The organism is Rhizobium sophoriradicis, from assembly GCF_003939025.1.
Taxonomy (GTDB): Bacteria; Pseudomonadota; Alphaproteobacteria; order Rhizobiales; family Rhizobiaceae; genus Rhizobium; species Rhizobium sophoriradicis.
In genome coordinates this window covers 1-23,143 of the sequence record NZ_RQIH01000028.1, presented here as the reverse complement: position 1 = coordinate 23,143, position 23,143 = coordinate 1, and the positions used below count along the sequence as shown (strand labels likewise).

22 protein-coding genes and 5 pseudogenes are annotated in these 23,143 nt (G+C 57.1%); 9 read left to right on the top strand and 18 right to left on the bottom strand.

The window, feature by feature from the left end:
* Positions 1-270: 270 nt before the first annotated feature.
* The 3 genes and pseudogenes from EFR00_RS34110 to hisC form a co-directional block, all read left to right on the top strand.
* Positions 271-480: pseudogene (locus tag EFR00_RS34110) on the top strand (hypothetical protein); the annotation flags it as partial.
* A 9-nt stretch (positions 481-489) separates the two neighbouring features.
* Positions 490-1,155 (top strand): annotated as a pseudogene (gene cysC / locus EFR00_RS33790) (adenylyl-sulfate kinase); the annotation flags it as partial.
* A 102-nt stretch (positions 1,156-1,257) separates the two neighbouring features.
* The gene (hisC, locus tag EFR00_RS31315; protein ID WP_077991684.1) at positions 1,258-2,361 is read left to right on the top strand and encodes a histidinol-phosphate transaminase; all 1,104 of its coding nucleotides are present in this window, start codon (positions 1,258-1,260) and stop codon (positions 2,359-2,361) included.
* A 444-nt stretch (positions 2,362-2,805) separates the two neighbouring features.
* Here the strand turns inward: hisC and EFR00_RS31310 are convergent, their stop codons facing one another.
* The 15 genes from EFR00_RS31310 to EFR00_RS31230 all read right to left on the bottom strand — a co-directional run bounded on the left by EFR00_RS31310 (position 2,806) and on the right by EFR00_RS31230 (position 17,801).
* The gene (locus EFR00_RS31310; protein ID WP_012489553.1) at positions 2,806-3,744 is read right to left on the bottom strand and encodes an SIR2 family NAD-dependent protein deacylase; all 939 of its coding nucleotides are present in this window, start codon (positions 3,742-3,744) and stop codon (positions 2,806-2,808) included.
* Positions 3,745-3,774: 30 nt separating this feature from the next.
* Positions 3,775-3,987, bottom strand: a complete 213-nt coding sequence (gene nifT, locus EFR00_RS31305) for a putative nitrogen fixation protein NifT (RefSeq protein WP_004678514.1) — start codon at positions 3,985-3,987, stop codon at positions 3,775-3,777.
* Between the two features lie 4 nt (positions 3,988-3,991).
* Positions 3,992-4,309 (bottom strand): nitrogen fixation protein NifZ, encoded by a 318-nt coding sequence (locus tag EFR00_RS31300; RefSeq protein ID WP_012489552.1) that lies wholly within the window; start codon positions 4,307-4,309, stop codon positions 3,992-3,994.
* A gap of 64 nt (positions 4,310-4,373) precedes the next feature.
* On the bottom strand, positions 4,374-4,580 hold the full coding sequence (locus EFR00_RS31295) for a 4Fe-4S binding protein (RefSeq protein WP_012489551.1): 207 nt from the start codon (positions 4,578-4,580) through the stop codon (positions 4,374-4,376).
* A 34-nt stretch (positions 4,581-4,614) separates the two neighbouring features.
* On the bottom strand, positions 4,615-6,093 hold the full coding sequence (nifB, locus tag EFR00_RS31290; protein WP_011053432.1) for a nitrogenase cofactor biosynthesis protein NifB: 1,479 nt from the start codon (positions 6,091-6,093) through the stop codon (positions 4,615-4,617).
* A gap of 213 nt (positions 6,094-6,306) precedes the next feature.
* Positions 6,307-7,998, bottom strand: coding sequence for a nif-specific transcriptional activator NifA (gene nifA / locus EFR00_RS31285; protein ID WP_077991685.1), 1,692 nt, complete (start codon positions 7,996-7,998; stop codon positions 6,307-6,309).
* A 219-nt stretch (positions 7,999-8,217) separates the two neighbouring features.
* Positions 8,218-8,517, bottom strand: a complete 300-nt coding sequence (locus EFR00_RS31280; RefSeq protein ID WP_004678523.1) for a ferredoxin family protein — start codon at positions 8,515-8,517, stop codon at positions 8,218-8,220.
* 12 nt (positions 8,518-8,529) lie between these two features.
* Positions 8,530-9,837 (bottom strand): FAD-binding protein, encoded by a 1,308-nt coding sequence (locus tag EFR00_RS31275; RefSeq protein ID WP_040111843.1) that lies wholly within the window; start codon positions 9,835-9,837, stop codon positions 8,530-8,532.
* Positions 9,838-9,846: 9 nt separating this feature from the next.
* A complete protein-coding gene (locus EFR00_RS31270) occupies positions 9,847-10,956 on the bottom strand; it encodes an electron transfer flavoprotein subunit alpha/FixB family protein (protein WP_040111842.1) in 1,110 nt (369 codons plus the stop codon).
* A gap of 15 nt (positions 10,957-10,971) precedes the next feature.
* Positions 10,972-11,823, bottom strand: coding sequence for an electron transfer flavoprotein subunit beta/FixA family protein (locus tag EFR00_RS31265; protein WP_040111841.1), 852 nt, complete (start codon positions 11,821-11,823; stop codon positions 10,972-10,974).
* Positions 11,824-11,998: 175 nt separating this feature from the next.
* Positions 11,999-12,382, bottom strand: coding sequence for a nitrogenase stabilizing/protective protein NifW (gene nifW, locus EFR00_RS31260; RefSeq protein WP_077991686.1), 384 nt, complete (start codon positions 12,380-12,382; stop codon positions 11,999-12,001).
* A gap of 339 nt (positions 12,383-12,721) precedes the next feature.
* Entirely contained in the window at positions 12,722-13,918 is a 1,197-nt protein-coding gene (gene nifS, locus EFR00_RS31255) for a cysteine desulfurase NifS (RefSeq protein WP_077991688.1), read from the bottom strand.
* A gap of 969 nt (positions 13,919-14,887) precedes the next feature.
* Positions 14,888-15,205, bottom strand: coding sequence for a HesB/IscA family protein (locus tag EFR00_RS31245; protein ID WP_009995752.1), 318 nt, complete (start codon positions 15,203-15,205; stop codon positions 14,888-14,890).
* Positions 15,206-15,734: 529 nt separating this feature from the next.
* Positions 15,735-17,186, bottom strand: a complete 1,452-nt coding sequence (rpoN, locus tag EFR00_RS31235) for an RNA polymerase factor sigma-54 (protein WP_011053429.1) — start codon at positions 17,184-17,186, stop codon at positions 15,735-15,737.
* Positions 17,187-17,261: 75 nt separating this feature from the next.
* Positions 17,262-17,801, bottom strand: coding sequence for a peroxiredoxin (locus tag EFR00_RS31230; protein WP_004678566.1), 540 nt, complete (start codon positions 17,799-17,801; stop codon positions 17,262-17,264).
* An 803-nt stretch (positions 17,802-18,604) separates the two neighbouring features.
* On the opposite strand from EFR00_RS31230, the pseudogene EFR00_RS31225 reads away from it, so the two are divergent.
* Positions 18,605-18,694, top strand: a pseudogene (locus EFR00_RS31225) (L,D-transpeptidase); the annotation flags it as partial.
* On the opposite strand, the gene EFR00_RS31220 reads toward EFR00_RS31225, so the two are convergent.
* Positions 18,684-19,400: a Crp/Fnr family transcriptional regulator gene (locus tag EFR00_RS31220; RefSeq protein ID WP_010009905.1), complete on the bottom strand. Its 717-nt coding sequence runs from the start codon at positions 19,398-19,400 to the stop codon at positions 18,684-18,686. The pseudogene EFR00_RS31225 and the gene EFR00_RS31220 sit on opposite strands and share 11 nt — an antisense overlap.
* 596 nt (positions 19,401-19,996) lie before the next feature.
* Positions 19,997-20,170 (bottom strand): hypothetical protein, encoded by a 174-nt coding sequence (locus tag EFR00_RS33230; RefSeq protein ID WP_010009909.1) that lies wholly within the window; start codon positions 20,168-20,170, stop codon positions 19,997-19,999.
* A gap of 306 nt (positions 20,171-20,476) precedes the next feature.
* On the opposite strand from EFR00_RS33230, the gene EFR00_RS31215 reads away from it, so the two are divergent.
* From EFR00_RS31215 to EFR00_RS31200, 4 genes and pseudogenes are all read left to right on the top strand, one after another.
* Positions 20,477-21,655, top strand: coding sequence for a cytochrome P450 (locus EFR00_RS31215; RefSeq protein WP_010009913.1), 1,179 nt, complete (start codon positions 20,477-20,479; stop codon positions 21,653-21,655).
* Between the two features lie 20 nt (positions 21,656-21,675).
* Positions 21,676-21,930, top strand: coding sequence for a ferredoxin (locus EFR00_RS31210; RefSeq protein ID WP_004678571.1), 255 nt, complete (start codon positions 21,676-21,678; stop codon positions 21,928-21,930).
* 204 nt (positions 21,931-22,134) lie between these two features.
* Positions 22,135-22,377, top strand: a pseudogene (locus tag EFR00_RS31205) (nuclear transport factor 2 family protein); the annotation flags it as partial.
* A 1-nt stretch (position 22,378) separates the two neighbouring features.
* Positions 22,379-22,591 (top strand): annotated as a pseudogene (locus tag EFR00_RS31200) (integrase core domain-containing protein); the annotation flags it as partial.
* On the opposite strand, the gene EFR00_RS33225 reads toward EFR00_RS31200, so the two are convergent.
* Complete coding sequence (locus tag EFR00_RS33225) at positions 22,519-22,947, bottom strand: hypothetical protein (protein ID WP_064820026.1); 429 nt, start codon at positions 22,945-22,947, stop codon at positions 22,519-22,521. The pseudogene EFR00_RS31200 and the gene EFR00_RS33225 overlap by 73 nt on opposite strands.
* Before the next feature lie 64 nt (positions 22,948-23,011).
* Here EFR00_RS33225 and EFR00_RS31195 point away from each other — a divergent pair.
* Positions 23,012-23,143: ArsA-related P-loop ATPase (locus EFR00_RS31195; RefSeq protein ID WP_148102826.1), on the top strand; the 132-nt coding region annotated here is incomplete at its 3' end.

The following is a 23,143-nucleotide window of genomic DNA, read 5'->3' as shown; positions in this document are numbered from 1 at the left end:
GCGCAGTTGGGTCAACTGGTCCAACTCATCCCTGCTTTCGGCCGCTGGAGGGGACGCGCGGTCGTCTTTACGCGGCAAGTGCCAGGGAGGTCACATCAAAGTCTAAGAAACCCGTATATTCAACATACAAAGCATCGATAATTCCATTCATGCAATCCATTTTACCAATCTCCCGTGATGATGCATTAGGAATGATCTCAGACGCGAGTGACGGCGAAACATTTGACGATCCGGACTGGCTATAGCGCGAACCCGAGCAACGGCGCCGACATGCAGCGGGGTGGCCGCTGCTTCGATCGCACAATGCGTGCTTCAAAAACAGCAGCAGGAAATACCAAAGGAGGTCTTTGCATGCGTTCTGAGGTGCGGTGGAAGCTGTGCTGGGAAAACGAGCTGAAACTCATCGACCATGTCGATTCTCCCGAGTTCTTTCGCAAAGCCTATGGGCCGACCGGGGTCTTCAATTTCAGTGGCAGCCAAAGCTGGGCAAGGCGCGCCGACAACGCGCATTGGCAGGCGACCGGCGCTGACAAGGGCGCGCGCGGCGATGAAGAGTCAGCGGCCAGCCGTCCTTTAGTTCACTGGACTTTCCGGCTCCGGCAAGTCGCCAATGCGCTCGACCGGCTGCTGCATGCCCACGGGAAGCACACCTACATCCTCGACGGCGACAACGTGCGCCACGGGCTCAATCGCGACCTGGGCTTCAATCAATCCGATCGCGTCGAGAACATCCGCCGCGTGCCGAGGTCACCAAGCTGATGGCCGATGCTGGGCTGATCTTCCTCGTATCCTTCATCTCGCGTTCCGCGGCGAACGCCGGATGACTCGCGAACTGATGGAGGAGGGGGAGCTTATCGAAATCTTCGGCGACACGCCGCTCGAGGAATGCGCGCGACGCGGTCCGAAGAGGAAGGCGCTTGCCGGCAAGATCGCCAATTCCACCCGAGTTTCCTCGCCGTACGAGATCCTGGGAGCCCTGAGTTACATCTCGAAACGGTTGGCCACGACCCTGCGGAGTTGGCGTTTGAGATCGAACAGTTCCTCGAAAGGCGAATGGAGCAAGTACGCATGAGTGTGAGAGTGGGGAGGCTTGACCATTGGCGGCTTGAGGCGGCCGCGGCGGTCCCTGGCCTATTAACTACGCGGCGACCGTAGCAGCCCGCAGGCGGCCGCGCCAACGTCCGATGCGATGTTGGCTTCAACAGGAGACAGCCGATCACGCGCTCACGACTCGGCTTACTGAAACGGAGAAAAGATATGGCTGATGCAAAGCTGCAAGCCGTGCTTTCGGCTCTTTCGCCGATGGCGAGACAGCTAAATGCGCTACCCTCCAATCAACCGGGGCGAGATGCGAACTTCGTTAGACTAAACACGAATGAGAATCCGTTTCCGTTGCCGATGATGGTGTTGCAAAGTGCGCTGGCGGCCCTCGAACGGCATTATCTGTATCCCGAAGATGACAATCTGAGCTTGCGCGACGCAGCCGCCAGCGCGTATGGCCTCTCCCAGGATCAGGTGGTCGCCGGGAACGGCTCGTCGGAGCTGCTTGGGCTCATCTACAGAGCATTCCTCGACCCGGGAGATAGCGTTGCGATGATATCGCCAGGTTTTTCCTTTAACCGCAAACTGGCCAAGTTGCAGGGTGCCAGATTTCTCGAAATCGAATGGGGCGAGTCTTATTCTCTGCCAATCGAGCAGCTGCTTCTTGGTCCAGCAAAAGATGCAAAATTCATACTGCTGGCCAATCCGAACAATCCAACGGGAACATTCGTTCCGGTGGCTGAAATCGACCGCCTCGTCGCGCAATCGGACCAGTTGATAGTGGTGGATGAAGCGTATGTCGACTTTGCACCCGATGATGCCCTGCGCCTAGTCGATCGTCATCCAAACCTTCTAGTATTGAGAACACTTTCGAAAGGCTTTGCAGCCGCGGGAATTCGCGTCGGTTTCGGCTTTGGTCATCCCGAACTTATTGGGAGGCTACGCAACCTGCAAAATGTCTTTAACATGAACGTGATCGGCCATGCGGTGGGCATTAGTATCCTTTCGCACCGCGCCGACTACGACGAGAACCACAGATATATTAAACATGAAAGACACAGAACGACCACTGCCTTGTCTCAATTGGGCTTTTCTGTCATTCCCTCCCACACAAACTTTTTGCTAGCTCGGGTGCCACCCGGACGAGATGGCAAATGGTGGCAAGCGTCTTTGGATAGGCAGAACATACTTGTAGCCGTCTTTCCCGATGCCGGTTTGGAAAATTTTATCCGCGTCAGCATCGGCACCAGAACCCAAATGGACGCGTTCCTTTCAGCCGCCAGGGACATCATTTCTGGAAGTATGAAGACGCAGAGCTAGGCGGTTAGAATTATTGGCCACACTGCTTGTCACTTGGAAACACCAAGTATCGAAGTCCATATTGTGGGATAAAGATCACAAATAAGCGCAAGACCGTAAAGCGTGTGCCGTCTCGATCCCGTTGATTACGCGTGTTATTGGCGCACGAGTGGAGCACCCGGTGGCCGATGCGAGGCTTATTTCTGGCGATTCGGCCGCGGCTCTGCCGCTGTATTGGGAATGGTTTAGGTTTCTTCATAATCGGTCCTTCGCATTGACATTGAGCGAACAGTAATCTGCGGTCGTCGCCGATCTTCCGTCGATCACCTGCGACAGAACCTCGATCCGCTAAAGATCACGCTCGCTCATCGCCATTGATCCCACCCGCAATCCCCTACGCCAGCAAACGTGGGCAGTATGGCATTCGAACTTGGCAGAAACAGAACTTTTTCAATCTGCGGCACTCTAGCCGCTACAGAGATTCGAAGCGGGAGCCGTGCGGCCATGGTCACCATCCGCCTTGCTACCAAATGGTACAAGCAGAGCCGCGGCTTCGCCGATCGGCAGGTCGACCACCGTGATTCCGCTTGCTGCAAGGAAACGGCGCTCGTTTTTGGTAAGGCCTTCCGCATCAAGTACTGCAAAGTGGGGGCCGTGAGAGCGCTTGATGATCTGTCGAGCGTAGATCCGGAGCATCTGATCGTTGAAGCGGCAGCCAATGAAAAGAAAACCGCGATCTATACGCCGTTCTTTCACCATTCCAGGTATTGGCGTCTGGATATCGATTTCGGTTAGGACTTCCACGTAATCGGAATCGGACACCAGAAAGTTCGAAGCTGGTATAACACTGCCGTACGGCGCATAGAGGACCGTCTTTGGCGCTGCGACGCATTCGACGTCTCTCCCGGACAGATCGTAAGTTTTTGTCCAAATGTCGCCGCCGCCGTTTGCACGCGTGACGCCCTGAATCTCGACGACATCCGTTCGACCGGTCTTCGCGAAAGCCGCACGCATTGTCCCGTCGTACCAACCGTCGACGATAAGGGAGAGCGGCAGCGTTGCGAGCCAGTCGTGGAGGGCGGTCGGCGCCACGGGTGCTCCAAATATTTCTGCCATCCAGGCCTGAAGCGTCCGGCGATGCCGTCGCTGTTCAATAAACTGCGCGACTGACCACATATTGCTGCGTATCCTGGAAGGGGCAGGTGTGCGTTCGTTGAGTGCCGCGGAGACGGCTTCCGGGGTGTCCGGTACAGGTGGTTCCGTGGATTGCAGCCGAAGGAGATCCGGACCGAGATAGGGAACGATCCGATCCGCAGCGAGCGCTTCCTGAAGCAGCCTAAGTCTTTCTTCGGCGTCACCGTTGCGAATGATCAGGAGACGGTCCGAGGTCAAAATTTTATTCATGCTGTTTTCTCTTACCTCTCGTTTGCAGCATCAGTCCTCGTCAGGAATCTTCCTTGCGTGGACGGTGATCGGCAGAGGCGTATCCCGCGATAGCTTGGGCAAGACGAGTCTCCAGCCGTTCCTGAGAGTGATCGTGCCGCCCCACATGTCATCAGCCTCGACATCTACGATCGGCTCTTCGAGATCTTTCTTTGGTACGTAAGCCGACAAGCCGGCGCTCGTTCTGCGAATCATTATCTTCATGTCGCTATTCCTTCGTTGGGGGCCCCGCGATTTCAGCAGCGCCGCAAGCAGCGGCGTTGTCTAGACTCGTCAGTTCACGGGCACGCATGCCGACGATAGTGCCACGTTCGACCCATTCGACGGCATAGATGTAAAACTGCTGGAGAAAGGTGCCGATGTCGCGCACATAGCCTTCGTCGCCCTTCCGCACCAAACTTTCCCCAATTTTTTTGCCAGCATAGGTGCCGTCATTCTTTACGTGAAGTCTGGCCCGCACCCGCTCGCCGGGTGTAAATCGTGGAGGCCTGTGGATTTCGACCTCCTGTTCACGTCCAAGGCCCATGGGCATTCCTCCTTGCAGGATATCATTGAAGGCTTCTCCGCAGGAGCCCCGACCATGCTGAAGGTCAAATCGCAGGTGCGGCGAGGACGCAGGTCTTCGGCACGGGGCAAACCTCCGCGCATTGCTGCGTTTCGAAGGTACCCTTGCATTCGGTGCATTTTTCCGGGTCGATAACGTAGATCTCACCTTTGAACCTGATCGCACCGGAGGGGCATTCGAACTCGCAGGCACCGCACTGGGTGCATTGGGACGCTATGATCCTGAAGGCCATTTTTAAACTCCTGAAGATGTTGGATTAAGAGCGCTCACGCCGTCGCCGCTTGTGGTTCGACGCCAAACTTGGCGGCGTAGAGGGTGCCGATGGCGGTCTCGATGTAGTCATAGCAATAAGCATCCGTTGCCCGAACCCCGGCCTCCATGAGCTTAGTCTTAGGGCACTCCCCGATCTTGGCGCATAGCACGACGTCAATACCGACCAGCGCAGTTATGATGCCGTCGAGGGTGGCTTCCTCGCCCCTGCCTCCGAGGCAATACTGTTCGATCTTGCGATGCCCGACGTAGGTGATGCCTCTCGACGAAGCTTCGTATACTTGGAACTCCTTCGCATGGCCGAAGTGCTCGTTGATGCGACCGCCACCCTTTGTCGCGACCGCGACGTGGAGGGACCCATCGCCGGCTGCTTTGACTGTCTCGATTGCCTCGCTCTTGGCGGTCGCGTGATCGCCGCGTTCGCGGGCGATCACTTCCCGATAGGCCTCGCGCTTACGGGCGTCATAGGTGATCTCTCCGGGAAGCTGGTCGAGTGCGAACTCCTGGCCCCGATCATCCCCAAGCAGGCCGACGGCATCGGCCCTACACTGCCGGCAATGGCGCATTAGCTTTGCGCCGCCTTCGAGACGATCCTGGAGCGCCTTCAATTCGAGCGCCCGCGGGCCGCGCTGTCCGGTCAAGCCGTAGTAGGTGCCATGGGCCGGATCGGAAATAAGCGGCATGACGTTGTGCAGGAACGCCCCCCGCTCCTTGACCCATTTATTTACCTCGACCAGGTGTTCGTCGTTGACACCAGGAATCATCACCGAATTGACTTTGGTGATGATGCCGCACGCGGTCAGCATCTCCAGGCCCACCATTTGCCGCTCGTGCAGAATTCTCGCAGCTTCGATGCCGGTGTAACGACGGTTGCGGTAAAAGATCCAGGGATAGATCTTTGCGCCGATTTCAGGGTCAACCATGTTGATCGTAATTGTCACGTGATCGACATTCATGTCGACAAGTTCGGCGACGTGATCCGGCAGCGCAAGCCCGTTGGTGGAGATGCACAGCTTGATGTCGTGGATCTCCCCCGCAACTCGTTCGAACGTTTCCTTTGTCTTCTTCCAGTCGTAACAGGCATCGCCCGGTCCGGCGACACCCAGCACGGAAAGCTGCGGCACTTCGTTGGCGACGGCAATGACCTTGCGCAGCGCCTGGTCTGGCGTCAACTTTTCCGAGACGACCCCAGGGCGGCTTTCGTTGGCGCAGTCATATTTACGATTGCAATAGTTGCACTGGATATTGCAGGCTGGTGCGACCGCGACATGCATGCGCGCGAAATAATGGTGAGCCTCTTCTGAATAGCAGGGGTGGTTTTTGATCTTCGCCCAGATAGCCTGGTCCACGTCGGCCGGTTTTGTGGACACGCCACATGACGAGGATGTGCAGCCACTCGGTTTCGCGGTCGCCAGCAATTGATCCAAGGATGTCGTGCTGGTCGCACTTTCAAGCGAAATCATCGGTGCGGACATTGAGTGCTCCGTTGCTAGTTGACGTCGCCTTTCAAAACGCAAAAGTCATGCCATCCCAAGGACGGGATTTGCTTCAACAATTTGCATTTGTTGTTCGATTCCGACCGTGTTCGGACACAGATTTGTCGAGCTTCCGACAGTCGACAAAAGAGTTGTCCGTAAGCCACCAAACCAGGCATTGGAAATCGAGAAGGTCCAACATCACCCAGGCGCTTAAAGCTTTTTCACCTCGACGCGATGCTGGCGTAGAGCATAGCCGACCTGACGAGGCGTAAGGCCGAGAATACGAGCCGCTTTGGCCTGAACCCACCCGGCTTTTTCCATCGCCTCGATCAGCCGGTCCCGTTGCGTGAGGCGCGACTCCATTGCTGGACAACCGGAACCGTTCGGATCACAAGCCTTGACGGAAGATACCTCGTCCGACGCACCGATGCTCCCGTCCGACCGCGGCGATGAAGTCGGCATCACATTGCTCCGGGCATGCCTATCGACGGTGATGCCGCCGGGCGACCCGTCGGTTCTTTTCCAGAGGAGCGACGAAAGGCACTGGCTGTTCTTGCAGGCAAAATCAGACGAAACGATCGAGCTTGAACGCGCAAGGGTGGCAGTCCTTCGCACGCAGTTTTCGAGTTCCCGGACGTTACCTGGGAAATAGCATTGCGACATCACCTCGATCGCCGACGACGAAAACGTCAGCTCGCGTTGGTTCTCCTTGTTGAATCGGTCAAGAAGAGCTTTCGCAAGGCGTGGAATATCGCCGGGTCGCTCTCGAAGCGGCGGCAGGACAATTGGAACTACGCTGATGCGGTAATACAGGTCGGCCCTGAATTCGGCGTTTGCAACAGCCATCTCGAGGTTCTTATTCGTGGCGCATATGAGCCGGACGTCGACCGCAAGCGTCTTAGTTCCGCCCACCCTCTCCAGTTCGCCTTCCTGTAGGACGCGCAGCAGTTTGGCTTGAAAGGCGGGCGAAATCTCGCCAATCTCGTCAAGCAGAAGCGTTCCGCCATTTGCCAGTTCGAAGCGTCCGGCGCGCTGCGCGATGGCCCCGGTGAAAGCCCCCTTTTCATGCCCAAACAGCTCCGATTCCAGGACGCCTTCAGGCAGCGCGGCGCAGTTCAATTTGACGAACGGCTTGTTTCGACGAGGGGAAAGTTCATGGATCGCCTGTGCAAAAAATTCCTTGCCGGTGCCGCTTTCGCCCCGCAGAAGCACGGTGGAATTCGTCCTCGCCACCACCGAGACGGTTTCAACCACCTGCTGGAGAGCCGGGCTATCCCCGACAATCCCGCCGATTTTGGCGGGTGGATGTCGGTCCGGCGCGCCCCTTTGCGCGATGATCGGCTTCTCCGGTCTCTCTTGTTCGCCGATAGGTCGCCGACCCTCCAGGTTCAGGAAACGATGAAGCCGGATCGTCCGACTGACCAAATTGGCGACCATGGTCAGAAAGCGAACGTCCTCGTCGGCAGGGAAGGGGGCGGCGTCGTTCCTGACGCGATCGATCGATATTGTGCCAAGTATTTTATTATCGGCTTTTACCGGAACGCCAATAAAAGAAATTGGGACGGTGCCGCTGCTCCAAGGCGGTTGCGGCTCAGCCTGAAATAATTCGGACTTGCTGACATCCTTTATGATGAAGGGCATACCGGTCGTCGCGATATGGTCGATTACGGCCTTCGGTATAACGCCTCGAGCGGCTGATTGAGAGGATGTGGGGATGTCGCCAGTTGCGGCAATCTCGGGCTGACCTTCAGCGTCCAGAACAACGATTGCTCCGTGTCGAATTTGCAGAAAGGAAGAGAGGACGTTCACGACGTTGGCAAGCGTGATCTCTAGCCGGGCGGGGGCAGTCAGTACCTTTGATATCTCGTAGATTCCGCTGCGCTGCGTGCCCGCCTGGCGCATAGGTCCAGCAGGTAGGGCAGATAGGGGTTCCACTCCATCGACCGGTCGGGCGGGCATGTGGGTCATTATATGGCCTTGGTTGTCTAACGTTTCTTATAACCCCTGCTTGCATGTATATATAGTAATTTCTAATGCCCATCCGCAACGCGCACCTCTGCAAGTTTCCGATGCGCCTGTCTGCAAACCCAAGTTGGTTCTAAATCGTGGAGTTGCAAACCTTTATCCGAACTTGAAGAGAACGCCGAAACCGCCTCTCGGATAGTTCCACTCGATATCTCCACTTGCCTCGCAGAGTACGCGGCACGTGCCGCACTCCATGCACCCGTCGGCGATAACCTCCACTTGGCCCTGGTCATTCAATTCGTAGCACTTGGCCGGACAGACACTTGTGAGGGCATACAGATTTACGCTTGGCCAATCGTGTGGACGCACCCTAATATGCGGGCGTCCGGCATCGACCACATATCGATTTTGGTAAAGCTTGTCCTCTACGCGTATGTTCGTCACTGCAACCGTCATCTCATCTCTCCTTTATCGCCACGCGCGCGCCAAGCGGACCGCATCACCAAACAGCCCCCAGCGCGAGCGTGCCTTGATGAAGGTGGCCGTGGTCGCCCGTTCCTTGTCGATCTTCGGGGTGCCGTCGACTCGCACAAAGTTCTGTGCGGCCTGCGACAGCAACCTTGGATAAGTCGTGAAGAAATTGCGGGAATTGGTGTGCAGCAGGGCAGGCATGTCCTTGTATTTCCTCAAGTCTTTGATAACGAAGGACTTTTCAAGCATCGACTTGTAAAGGGAGAGGTTCTCCTTGACCATCGGCTTTTTGCGATTCTTGATCTGGACGATTGCTTCGCCGGCGATCCGCCCCGACGTCATGGCGAGGTTGGACCCCTCGCGGTGCACCGCATTATTAAGTTGTGCCGCGTCGCCGACGACGACCCAGCCGTCACCAAAAAGCTGCGGAATTGCCTTGTAACCACCTTCTGGAATGAGATGCGCCGCATATTCCTTGACTTCCGCTCCTGCGATCAGCGGCTTGACCGACGGATGGCTTTTGAATTTTTCGAGCAGCTCATAAGGACTTTCCATTGTTGCCGCGAATTCGGAGACAAGGCAGCCAATGCCGATCGAGATCGATTCTTTGTTGGTGTAGAGGAAGGCAAGCCCGGCCATGTTGCGAGAGATCGTGCCAACTGCCTCGATGACGCAGCCTTCATTGGCCTTGAGGCCGAACCGCTGGTCAATTACCTCTTCGGCCAGGAAATGCATTTCCTTGACGGCGAGCGCGACAGTTTCCGGTTTTGGCGTGTCACGCAATCCAGCACGCGTGCCGAGCAGCCCATTGACGCCCTCTGCGAGAACGACCACGTCAGCAAGAATCACGTCGCCGGCGCGGTCGGTGCGAACGCCAATCACCTTGCCCTTTGGATCACGAACGAGTTCCGTCACGGTCGTCTCGCATAGAAGCGTCGCTCCGGCCTCGCGCACCTTGCGTGAAAACCATTTGTCGAATTGGGCGCGAATGACCGTGTAGCGATTGTGTCTCGACTCGTTGAAGTCGTCCGACCGGTATTGCATACCGATGTGGGACGAGTCGTCCATCATCCAGAAGCGCTGCTCGACTAAGTGCCGCTCCAGAGGCGCATCATCCCGGAAGTCCGGCAGGATTTTCTCCAGCATGTCCGCGTACATGATGGCGCCCTGCACATTCTTGGAGCCCGGATACTCGCCACGCTCCAACTGCAGCACCTTCATGCCGCGGCTCGACATCGTGTAAGCAGCTGCGTTTCCGGCCATGCCGGCCCCGATAACTATGGCGTCGAAGTTTTCCTCAGTCATGGGGCGCCCTCAGTTTGCAAGCTTATCGCGACTGTGCGGCGACAGTCGATGGGTGAAGAGTTCCGTCAATGACGGCAGTAAACGGATCGCATCGGTGACGACGCCGAGGTGGGCGAAATCAAAAATCGGCGCGTTAGGATCGGTGTTAATGGCTAAAATAAGATCAGCTCCCTCGACGCCAACGCGATGCTGGATGGCGCCGGAAATGCCAGCCGCTATGTAAAGCTTCGGCCGGATAGTTTTGCCAGTTTGGCCGATCTGCCGATCAGCAGGCATCCAGCCCTTTTGGACGAGGGGGCGCGAACAGCCATAATCGGCCCCGATCGTCCGCGCGAGTTTCTTCATAAGCTTCACGTTCTCCACCGCCCCGAGACCGAGGCCTCCAGCAACCACGACGTCCGCATAGGCGAGATTCGCCGTCGCCGACTGGCCATCGGACAAGAAACCGAGGACCTTAGTGACGATCTCTTCCTCGATCATCGACACTTTGTGTTGAATGACGCGTCCGATCTTATTATTCCCGCGCGGCGGCATGGCCATGACCCTCGGCCGGACCGTTGCCATCTGCGGCCGGCAGTTGAGCGTGTAGATCGTGCAAAGCAAGGAGCCGCCGAAAGTCGGCCGGGTCGCCGCAAGCGAGCCGTCCGCATCCACATCAAGTTCGGTGCAATCCGCCGTGAGCCCTGTCAACAAGGTCGTCGCCACGGAACCGGCAAGGTCGCGCCCGAGCGTCGTTGCCCCTAAAAGAAGGATTTCCGGTTTGTAGTTAGTAACCAGATCCGTCAATGCTTTGGTGAAAGGCTCATTTCGGTAGTCGGCGAGCAGTGGGGCCTCGACGAGGTAGGCCAGGTCGGCACCATAAGCAAAAGCCTCGGCGATGGCAAACCACGTGGCCTCTCCCGGTGGTCCGAGAACGACGCCGGCAAGCTGGACGCCCAGCTTGTCGGCGAGCTTGCGGCCTTCGCCGAGCAGCTCGAAGGAGACGGGATGGACCTGATCGCGCTCCAGCTCGATGAAGACCCAAACGTGCCGATGGTCCTTAAACTGAAGGGGCAGCTCTTTCTTCATGGCGGCACGGCCAGCGGCTGGAGGAGGGCTCTCTCGATTCGTGCTCAACATCGTCGCTCCTTGCCTTCACGCTTCGCCGTCAAAGGCGAGTTCGCTTTCGAGCGCCGGCTGGCGCAAAAAGATCCCAGCGATCAACTCCTCGGCGAGATCGCGCGGCGTTTTTTCCGCGGTGTCGATCTGCTCCGCCTTTTCCGCCCGCTCAGGAGGGGCAAAGACCCTCTTAACGACGGTTGGCGAGCCACGCAGGCCGCACTTGGTGAGGTCCTCTATGCCAGCGTCGGCCGCATTCCACTTCACGATCTGGCTGCGCGCGGCCCGTAGCGCGTCGTCGAGCGAGCCGCGGCGGATTTCGTTTGTGCCTTCGAGCATTGTAATTAGACAAGGGAGCTTGCTCATCAGCGTCTGCGTGCCCCCTTCCGAGCGGCGCTCCACCGTAATCTCGCGCCCATTGATGTCGACAGAGACGATTTTGGCAACATAGGTGAGCTGCAGGAGGTCGAGGCGCTTGGCGATGCCAGGCCCAACCTGGGCGGTATCGCCGTCGATGGTCTGTTTGCCCGTAAAGACGATATCGGGCGTACCGAAGGCCTCTCCGATCTTCGCGATGGCTCGCGAAAGAGCAAACGAGGTCGCCAGAGTGTCGGAGCCGGCAAAATGACGGTCGGTCAAGAGTACGGCGCGGTCGGCGCCGTAGGTGAGCGCCTTGCGCAACGCGTCCTCTGCCATGGGCGGCCCCATGGTGAGCACGGTCACCTCGCCGCCATGGCGGTCGCGCAACTGGAGCGCCTCTTCAAGGGCGAACAGATCATAGGGGTTGATGATGGTTGGCACCCCCTGACGCATGATTGTGTTCGTCACCGGATGCACTCTTATTTGTGCAGAGTCCGGTACCTGTTTGATACAGATAACTATGTGCATGGCGGTTTCTTACTCCCTCCCTCTATGGGTGGCGGGCTTGCAGTACATATGCTTGCGTGCATCATTCGTGCCAACCGTTTGGCGTTCGCTATCTCATTGAAATGGCTTTGATTCCGACGTTGCTAGCATTTGACTGAATTGTAAGCTTCCCTACATTGTCGTGTCGCAACCGTGCTCATTCCTTTTCGAACGGCTTCAGGAAGGAGTCCAACGGGACAACGGTGCGGCCGGGTGTGACAGGTCTGTCCGGATTGTGGTCCTTGAGCACCTTGAAGACCCGGTGCGAGAGCGGCGCGGAGGTCGCGAAATCACAGTAGGCCCTTTCCAGTATGGCACGGGCACGAGCAGCGATTACCCGGTCAGGGAGATGGGAGAAGTCCTCTGCCGCGAGGTATTGGCCCATACGCTTCATGATATGGAGTCGCGAGACATCGAGAACCTTCGGGTCATAGGGGACCCCTAGGGCTGCGAAGAACTCCTCCGCAGCCGAGAGACATTTCAGCCGATTGAGGATGTCTTTGACATCGACGGGACTGCTGTCAGCGGAGCAACGGCACATAAGATTCCCCCTGGTCGTGAGCGGTGATCGCGAGACCGTTCTCCCGTAGCTTAAGCTGCAACGTACGGAATGCGTGGTTCGACGCGGCTAGGCGCAAGGCAGTCGCGTTGCAACTGAAGTCGGCATAGGCTGGTGGTCGAGTGCTATCCACCGATGGTGTCGAGAGATTGATTAAGATGATATGGCGCTGGGCCCCCTCCATGAACACGCATGGGCGGTGAACCGGCGATCTATGTGACTGAGAGCCCCGGCTTTTACCTGATCGTTCATACGATGCCGGTGCCGTCATGCAGGTCGTATCGGTGAAAAGGAATTGCCGTTTCATGAGCGTGCCTGCTCCTACTCCCCTGAACGAACCCGGCTGCTCGTGTCGGCCACGTGGCCGGAACGGGATTGGCTCCGGAGCCTTTCAACGATGCCCGGTAAAACTTCGAGCACCCGGTCGACATCCTCGTCACAGTTATCGCGCGAGAACGAGAAGCGGATTGTTCCGTGCGCCATAGCATGAGGGATATCCATTGCCCTCAAGACATGGCTCGGCTCCAGCGAACCGGAGGAGCAAGCAGAGCCGGAAGAGCAGGCGATGCCATAGCGGTTGAGAAGAAGGAGCATACTGTCTCCTTCGAGACGTTGAAAGGCGATGTTCGCAGTGTTCGGCAACCTCTTAAGCCTATCGCCGGTTACGAAGGCGCCTGGAACACGCTGGACAATGCCGTTCTCCAATCGATCTCGGAGCGACTTTAATCGGGTCCTCTCGTCGTCTATTGATTCCAGGGCGAGTTCGGCAGCCTTGCCTAAACCTACAATCCCGGCCGTATTTTCTGTCCCTGCGCGTCGGTCGCGCTCCTGATGACCTCCCTTGATCAGTGAGGAGAAAGATAAGCCCCGCCTGAGATAGAGTGCACCAATGCCTTTTGGTCCATGGAATTTGTGTCCGGACAACGAAAGCATGTCGATTGCAGTAGGTTGGAGGTCCATTGGAACCTTGCCGACCGCCTGGACCGCGTCGGTGTGGAAAAGTGCACCGATTCTCTTGGCCATCTCGGCAAGCTTAGCGACCGGGAAAATGGTTCCCGTCTCGTTGTTCGCCCACATGATCGAAGCAATCGCTACACGATGAGTGAGGGCGGTCTCATAGGCGTCAAGATCGAGACGTCCATGTCGATCCACTGGGATCCTGTGTACCTTAATGCCGCGCGTCTTCTCCAGATGGCCGCAGAGTGTCAGCACCGCTGAATGCTCGACTGCGGAAGTCACGATCTCTGTGCGCTCAGGCATCACCTCCAGCGCCGAAAGGATCGCCGCATTGTCGCTTTCCGTCCCCCCCGAGGTGAACACGATCTCATGATCGAACTCGGCGCCGATCAGCGCTTGCAATTGCCGGCGCGCCTTCCTCACCGCCTCGCGGATGGAGGAGCCAAAAGCGTGCGTCGACGAAGGGTTTCCAAACTGATCCGCAAAGAACGGCAGCATGGCTTCAACCACTTCAGGATCGACTCTGGTCGTTGCATTATTGTCGAGATAGATCGCTCTCATGGGTGGATCTCGACTGAGGGGAAGCGGTGACAATGCTGCGGCGTCTTGCACATGCTGTTGTTTGATAGCCTCGGGCAAGCAGCGCGGGGTGGAGTCGTGCGATGGCGCGTCACGCGATCTTGTTGGCATCGATAACGTCGCATAGCCGCCATCAGTAGGAAGGGAAGAACGTTGTGCGCTCGCGCCTTTTCCAACGGTTGGATTCGCCGCGGCTGCTTAACTAGATGGGTCGCCAGCTTAGCTTGTCGCTGAGAACTGAACTGTTGCAGGCTGCGGCGATTTTTAGACCCTGTCCTACGCGATTGCCGGCTACAACATCCATTTCGACCCTGCCAATTTCTCCAGGCCTCAGATTTCTGTTGTGACGGTCTGATCGTCCTCCTCTGCCGGAACGAGGCTTTCGACGACCAGTATTGTATAAACCGCTGACACGTCTTCGACGGCTTGAACGAGTGTCGTCCGTCTACTGCCAGATCTAGCGAAGTGAGCGACTTGGTCATGAAATCAAGCCTCTTGACACGCACGCGTCTTCGCTCACCTTTCCTCGGCGCGGAACTGCTTGCAGAGGGGGCGTCTCCTTTGGAATCCTGGCCCGGATGCCCGCCAAAAAATTTTGCTGCCTCAGGATAATCCGTTGATGAGCAGACCTTTCTCTCCGGCAGCAAACCGCTTAAAAAGCCTGCTGTCTCCTGACGGACGGTTTGAGGCGCTTCGGCGGGCTTTAGGGTTATGAGTTCGGCCAGCGCTGGCGAGAAGGCGGTCGCTGGGTTGGAACGCAAGGACGACGGCGTCACCAGAAACGCTTCCACCGTTGGATCGACTCCAATTATCAATTCAGGCCCTCTACCGTAGGAAACTGCCCCGGTCTCGCTGAGGGGATTTTCCTGCACGCCGTCGTTCTTCGGATTGAAAAAGGAAACCATGACCTTTTCGCAATAATTCCGCATGGCTCTCTCGCTTTCTCGGTGATCAGCCGAAGGATTTGCCGCAAGTGCAGTTCTGGTGCGCATTGGGATTGTCGAAGACAAAACCGGAGGTTTCTGGTCCCGTCACGAAGTCGATCGTCATGCCGTTGATGTGTGCTTGCGAGTCTGCGTCAACGAACACCTTGACCCCATTTGTTTCGATCACCGCGTCGCCCTGGCCCTGGACGCTTTCTAGCCCCACCAGGTATTTGTAGCCGGCGCATCCACCTGCCTCGACCGCGATGCGAAAGCCTTCCGCCTGCTCGGCTCGGGAAAGCGTTACGTTCATGATGGCGGCGGCATTCTCTGTGAGCTTGATCATGGGATGATTCCTTTTTGTTCGATGGCGCATTTTCGGATTACCGTGCATGCGTCGTGCCAAGCGGTGAGGAAGGCCAAGAGTTCGATCAGCCCGCGTGTTGTATTCCTGCGTCGTCGAACATCGGAGATCTCGAAAGCGCGCCAACTCCAGAACGTCTGCCCGCGTATCTCCGTCTATCATTTTCGGTTGAGGCTCTCGTTGCCGCCGCACCGAAATCCCAGCGGTTCGGCGAAAATGAATGGGAGGCGACAACTGCTTCTAGATTTGTCGCTTGCGCGACATAAAAATTCTGCACGAGTTTTCGTGATTAACCGCTTAGCCCCTAAGCGCTTGGGCTATGGAACAGACATCTAATCTTTTCTGGAACGTCAGCTTAAGCGGCCGGAACAACTTTTGAAGCTCCCGTGACGAGGCTGCGGTCGCCAGCCCATATGAAGTCGATCCTCCATGGAGAGGACTAAGCACAATGTCACATGTGCCTCAGTTCCGCGGTTTTTGGGAAAAGGGCATCACCTACGGTACAAAGGACTTATCCCTCCGCGGCCGCCAGTACAAACCGTTTCTCCCGCCGGCGTTGCGCGGACGAGGGGATGTTCATCGCCTCGCGATATTTGGCGACTGTGCGGCGAGCAATGTCGACGCCTGTTTCCTTGAGCTTGGCAACGATGCCATCGTCGGACAGCACATCATGGAGCGTCTCTGCGGCAATAAGTGCCCTTATCTGATGGCGCACAGCTTCGGCCGAGTGCGCGTCACCGCCTTGTGAGGACGGGATCGCGACGGTGAAAAAATACTTGAGCTCGAACACGCCGCGGGGCGTGAGAATGTATTTGTTCGACGTTACCCGACTTACAGTGGACTCGTGCATGTCGATCGCGTCAGCGATGGTCTTAAGATTGAGAGGGCGAAGATGAGCAATGCCATCTTCCAAAAAGACATCCTGGTGGCGCACGATTTCGGTCGCCACCTTAAGGATCGTCGTGGCGCGCTGATCGAGACTCCGAACCAACCAGCTCGCGCTCTGGAAGCATTCGTTCAGGAATGACTGATCTTTCGAGCTTTGGGCGGTTAGGCGAGTAACTTGCGCAAAATAGGTTTGGTTGATCAGTACCTTGGGCAAAATCTCCCGATTAAGCTCGACGTGCCATCCGCCTCCCGGCGAGGGTAGGACGAAGACGTCGGGTATGATGGATTCCGACCTTGCGGACTGGAACTGGTTTCCAGGCTTTGGGTCAAGTGCACGAATTTCGTTCAACATATCGAGAAGGTCGTCTTCATCGACCCGGCAACGTCGCTTCAGTGCTCGAAAATCGCGTCGCGCAAGCAACTCGAGATTTGCGACCAGAGCTGCCATGGCCGGGTCGAACCGGTCTCGTTGGCGCAACTGAATCTCGAGGCATTCGCCCAGACTTCGCGCAAATATGCCCGGCGGGTCAAATAGCTGCAAAGCCTCAAGAACCCGCTTCACTCCAGCCTCAGGGCTATTTAGCCTCTCTGCTAGCTCCAGAAGGTTCACTTGCAGATACCCAGTGTCATCCAGATGGTCGGCAAGCGCGCCAGCAATCAGCCGCTCCTGGGGTGTGAAGGCAGTGAGGGCGATCTGATGGGCGACATGTTCGTGCAATGTCTCAGTTGAGGCGGCGAACTCATCCAGGGAAGGCCTTTCCCCCGGCGAAAGGTTGCCTGTGTCACGGATTGATTTCCAGGGACTAGACAGCTCAGGCATGTCCGTCCTGGCCGGTCCATCAACGTGGTCTTCGCGTGCGCTGATATTTGGATCATCCGCCGCAGTTGGCGATACGCCAGAAGCCCCGCCGTCATTCGACGCCAGGTCGAGAAATGGGTTCTTCTCGATTTCCTGTTCCACGAACTGATTCAGTTCGGTGTGCGCCAGCTGCAGCAAGCGAATAGACGCGATGAGCTGGGGCGTAATAACCAGCGATTGCTGCTGACGCTGATGAAGGCTTGTAAAGGACTTCATGGTTCGAGCAAAACTCCTATCATTCGGCGCAGGTGTGCACGACAAGTCGTAGCTGCTGGTCGTTGGCTTCAATGCTCATACGAAGGCTGGGGCCTTAAGGCATTTCAAAATGTTTTGCGGCGAAGAAACGCCATACGGATCGGTCGCGCAGTTGTCGCCAAAGCCTTCTTCCTCGAACCACCCCTCCACGACGCCATTATTGATCACGGCAGCGTAGCGCCAGGAGCGCAGACCGAAACCGAGATTGTCCTTGGCGACGAGCATACCCATTTTCCGAGTGAATTCTCCCGAACCGTCCGGGATAAGCTTGACATTTTTCAACCCCTGAGACTTGCCCCAAGCATTCATGACGAAGGCATCGTTGACGGAGAGACAGTAGATGTCGTCAATGCCATTCTTCTTAAACTCGACATAAAGACTTTCGAAATCAGGCAGTTGGAAGGTGGAGCAGATTGGCGTGAAGGCGCCCGGCAGCGAAAAAAGGATTACCCGCTTACCGCTGAAATAGTCGTCGGTCGTCTTGTCTTCCCAGCGGTAGGGGTTGGGACCGGATATAGACTCGTCGCGAACCCGCGTGCGAAAGGTGACAATAGGGACCTGCTTTTCCATGGTCATCAATGAAGCTCCTCTAGGAAAATTTATTTGCGGCCTCTCAGTCACGGCTAACACGAATCCGACCTCGGCCCACACGCCAGGGCAAGCAAGCGTCATGCCATTTGGCCTGAAGGAGATGGACTTGCGGTCAGCACAGGGCCTTCGTCGCCGCACTCGTGCGCTGCTCGTGCGGGCGAGCGAATTGTGAAGCCGTTGTGCCGCGCTGACGGCCGGGCGCTGTTTCGGCTACTTCCGACCGCATCTCGATCAAGGTTTCTCTGCCGCCTTTTAGAACCTTAGCATACTGCCCGCCAGTCCGGTCGCGGCGGGAAGGCGCGGGTCACGAGGTTTGAGGTTCTGCTCGTGCGTATGTCTACCCGCGCACGTTTTCTTGTTTGAAACTGCACAAGAAAGTTTGAGGTCCGACAAAAAGGGGGCGCCAGGCTCGGACCGCGCATCGAAAAATGGTGAAACGCAAACGGCTCCGATAATTTCGTCACAGAAGACGACGATGGCGGATATCCGCAGGTTGGGGGCGTGAAGAGCTCGCAGCCGCCAATATCGATCGGCTGATGCCGACCGGCACCCGGGTCGCGCTATGTAGCCTTTGGCCTACGAGCATTTGTTGCTCGGCTGACGTCGCCGCGGAGCTGATATTTTGTTCCTCTCACCGCTCACCGCTCAGCTCGCTGGCGACCTGCTGGGCGCCCGGCGCCGATGGCGACGCCACCCACCTGCCCGGCGGCTATCCCGAGCTGCAAGCCGGCGGCTCCGGGACTAGAAGTTTTCTCGCCCGGAATGCTCGATGTGGTAGCGCCCGGCACGTCCGTCTGCATCCCGACAATGCCGCCTAGTTCTTTACGCTGGCGCGCCAGGCTGGCCTTTCCAATACGCGGGTGGTAATTACCCGCTGATTTTCTTTGCGAGCGCATCCATGTCGGGCACGGTGATATGCCGGATGTTCTCGATGCGGATGACGCCCTCTTTGCGAAGCCGGGTCAACTGGCGGCTGACGGTTTCGATCGTCAGCCCGAGAAAGTCGGCAATCTCGGCACGCGATAGCGGCAGATCGAAGGCAGTGCTCGTCGCCGTCTCGGCGTGGGCGGCAATGAGGTGGAGCAGGCTTGCGACCTTCTCCTCGGCGGTCCGCCGGCCGAGCGTCAGCATCCATTCGCGCGCGGCATCCAGCTCATTCAGCGCCTGAGCGTGCAGGCTACGCTGCAATTCCCTAGTCTCCAATATCATGCGTTCGAGCAAATTGCGGGGGAACACGCAGATCTCCGCATCGGTCGCGGCCTCGGCCGACAGCGTGCTTTCGCGCACGAAGGGGCGGCCGACGAAATCGGGGGCGAATTGCAGGCCAACGATCTGCTGGCGCCCGTCCGACATCACCTTGCAGAGCTTCACCACGCCGCGCGTGATGTTCGAATAGAAAGAGTTTTCCGATCCTTGTGCAATGATCTCGCAGCCTGCGTCGACCTTGCGGCGCAGCGAGTGGCGGCCAAGTTCGCTAAGCTGGCCAGCCGACAAGGCGCCGCAAACGACGCCGTGCCGCGCCTGGCAGGAACGGCAAGCGACGGAAGTGCCAATCACGAGAACCTCACTGCGTGCGACGTCCATGTCCTGATCCCTTCGAAAACCGCCTATGCCGGACATGCCCGAGACGACCACGCGGCCGTTGCGACTTCGGCTATCCCTATTTCTTCCAGCGCGTCTTTGATGGCTATCAATTTCATCGGGATTGCGATTTGATCCAGATCAAATCTCCGTACCCACGCTCTTGCCGTGCCAGGCAGGGTAGTTTGTGGATTTGTTTCGGACGGCATTTTCGGCCCGCCGCTTGAGCGGGCTTTCTGCGGCCATCGCCTTCCGTCTCGGCGGACGGTAGGCCACCATACCCATTGCTGTCAGGCAACACCCAATCGGCAGATTGCCGCCGACTCTTAGGGTGGTGTCGTCGGGCTGGTAGAACTGACATTCAGGACAAAGGAGTAGCACGCTTCGAGCTGTTCCCGGAATTCCGCCGCTAGCTCGATGCCACAATTCAAAGCTACCCACCCTCAAGCTATCCCACTGCATCGCAGTACATCAGGACATTCGTTACTCGTCGCGCTGTCTCTGGCCCCCGGCTGTGGTGGCTGGAAAAAAGTCGCACCTGAATAGATGGCATCCGGCACCTGATGTCGGGTTTTGTTAGATACGCGACACGGCCTTGATCAGCCAATCTTTAGTTCTGCCTTGAGCCAAAGCGCTGAAAGGCAATTGAAAAATTTCTTTCCGGCCAAATCAATCAAATTGGCATGAACTTTGAAGTTCTTCTTGCGGGGCGGCAAGGACTGTCGGCCGGTTTCTTTGGTGACCGCCATGGAGCGGAGGAAATCAAAATGCATCTGTGCTCAGAACGCATTTACCGGAAGAGAGGTACCCGTGAAAATCCGATGTCGACCGGAAGGGCGGGCGAGGCATCCAAGAAATTTCGACTTCGGCCAACAAAGCAGCGTGGATTTCGAGCCGCACGGCGATCTGATCGCTGCATCGCATGTCATTGGCGCCTCGCGCTGCTGAGATTGGAAATCTGGCGCTCAACGATTTTGCTCGCTCCCTCTCCGAGGAGAATTCGTTCTCGGCGAAGGGGCTTTGATGACAGGAGAAAAGCAGTGGCTACCATTAGGGTTCCAGAACATGTCCCTCCCGAAATGGTGAAGGACTTCAGCCTGTTCACGTCGCCCGGCATGGAGCGCATGCCAAATGGGGATCCGCACGCAGCTGTCGCTTGCCTCCATAATGGACCGAGAATCTTTTATTCTCCCTGCAATACGCGCGATGGCCGAGGTACCTGGGTCATCGTTCGCGCTCAGGACCAACGCAAATTGCTGCAGGACACCGGAACCTTTTCCAGCCATCGGAGCCTTTTCGCCTCGGCGCTTGGCGAAAACTGGCCGCTGATCCCGCTTGAACTCGACCCCCCGGCTCACAGCGTGTTTCGCTCACTTCTCAATCCGCTGCTTTCGCCCAGGCGGATAATGGAGCTCGAACCGGCGGTCCGTGATCGGGCGATTGCGTTGATTTCCAAGATTTCCGCGTCGAGCACAAGCTGCGACATCTTGACGGACTTCGCCTTTCCTTTTGCGGTTAGTATCTTCCTCCGTTTGCTCGGCTTATCCGATGAGCGCCTCAATACATTCGTGGGCTGGGGGAAGGACCTGCTCCACGGCGACGGCATCAGACGAACCGCAGCCGCCCGAACAATTTTGGCGTTCATCGATGAACTTGCAGCGATGCGCCGCAAAGAACCGGCCGACGATTTCATGACCTTCGTCGTGCAGGCAAAGGTCGACGGCCGCCTGTTGAGAGACCAGGAAATCCATGGAATAGGCGTGCTTCTATTCGTCGCGGGACTGGACACCGTGGCAACGGCGATCGGCTTTGACCTGGCCTATCTCGCGCGCAATCCGACAGAACAGGAATTGCTGCGGAGCAAACCGGATCGAATTGTGCTCGCAGCCGAAGAACTGCTTCGCGCCTATTCGACCGTGCAGATGATCCGTGTGGCGACGAAAGATATCAATTTCGAAGGCGCGCCGATCCGTAAGGGGGACTACATTTCCTGCGCCACGATGATTGCCAATCGTGATCCGGTGGAATTCGAAAATCCGAACACGATCGATTTGGCACGAGAAGACAATCGCCACACCGCTTTTGCGTACGGTCCCCATCGCTGTCTTGGATCACACCTTGCCCGGCGAGAGATCGTCATCGGCCTGGAGGAGTGGCTGTCGCGCATCCCTGACTTCCGTATCAAGGATGGTACGGCGCCCATCACCTATGGGGGCCACGTGTTTGGAATGGAGAATCTGATCCTGGACTGGTCCTGATAATTGAGAGGAGGAAAGACATGGAGTACCGTATGCGCGTCATAGTGCACACTTCCAAATGCCAAGGTCATGCAAGATGCTGGGCCCAAGCGCCCGAAATATTCAATCTTGACGACGAGGGATACATACTGCCCGGTGCAATCGATGTCGAGGAGAGGGACGAACTGTTCGCGTCGCGAGGCGCTCGATCCTGCCCTGAACGTGCGCTGGAGATAGATTGCGTTTCGGATGCGTTGCTCGATCGCCTTTTGTTCAACCAACATTGTGGGGGTTGAAACGCAACGCAACTGGTGCATGACGGCGCCGTCGCTGTCCAAACACCTTACCCGCAGCTCTCCCATTGATGTCTACTTCTAAGGGCAGTTGTTTACATGCATGCCTAAGCAGAGGGAGGGTTTTTCCTTACGTCAGCCGAGCAGTTGAAAGCTGGCTGCGTCACTGGATGGGTAAGCGCCCCGATATCAGATGTGCGACAAGCGATGAAACACAAAAAAATTACCGAATTGCTCGACCGCGAGGCGCTCCGCGACTGCCTCTATCGGTATTGCCGCGGGATAGACCGCGCCGATGAAAGGGCGCTGCGCAGTTCCTACTGGCCCGATGCACGTGACAATCACGGGACCTATTCCGGTTCGGCCGAGGGCTTCATCGAGTTCGCCCTTGGTGTCTTCAAGACGGGACCGCGCAACATCCATCAAATCACGAACATTCTGATTGAGTTCAAAGCCGACTGATAATGCTTTCATCGAAGCGTTCAATGGCCGCTTCCGTGCAGAATGCCTGAACCAGCATTGGTTCCTGACCCTTGCGGATGCCCGCGAAAAGATGGAGGATTGGCGTAGATACTACAATGAGGAAAGACCTCATGGTGCGATCGGCAACAAGGCGCCGATCTCGTTGGTGAATTCGGGAGGCGCAACCAGCCCGCCTCCCTGAATGAAGCCGGAAAACTCTAGCATCCGGTGGTCCAACGTTTGGGAGCGGTTCAAGACCGCCGAGGCTCTAATCGCCGTCAGCGGCAGGTCAGGATCGAAAGCTTCAACATTTTTCGATTGGGAGCTGGGTGCGATTGTCTCCAGTTTTCGGATCCGTTGTCCTGCTGATAGTCGCGGTCGACCTAGCGGTGCAAGTGATGCCATCACGACACCGTCTGTCGGCTTTGTCTGATCGGCGACATTAGGTTTGTTTGGCAGTTTCCTGTGGTGGTTCGGAGTAACTTTCTGAAACCCAACCAAAAAGATCTTTCCTTCGGCTCGATCGGCCCACATGGCACGGGTTTTGAAGATTGCCATGCGAGGCGGCGCGAGCTGCCTGCCTTTTACTCAGCGATGGATGGAACGAAAGAAGGAAGGCGATATGTCAGATTTGCGTCAAATCGCATTTTACGGCAAAGGGGGGATCGGCAAGTCCACCACCTCCCAAAATACGCTCGCAGCGCTTGTCGACCTCGGGCAGAAGATCCTGATCGTCGGATGCGACCCGAAAGCC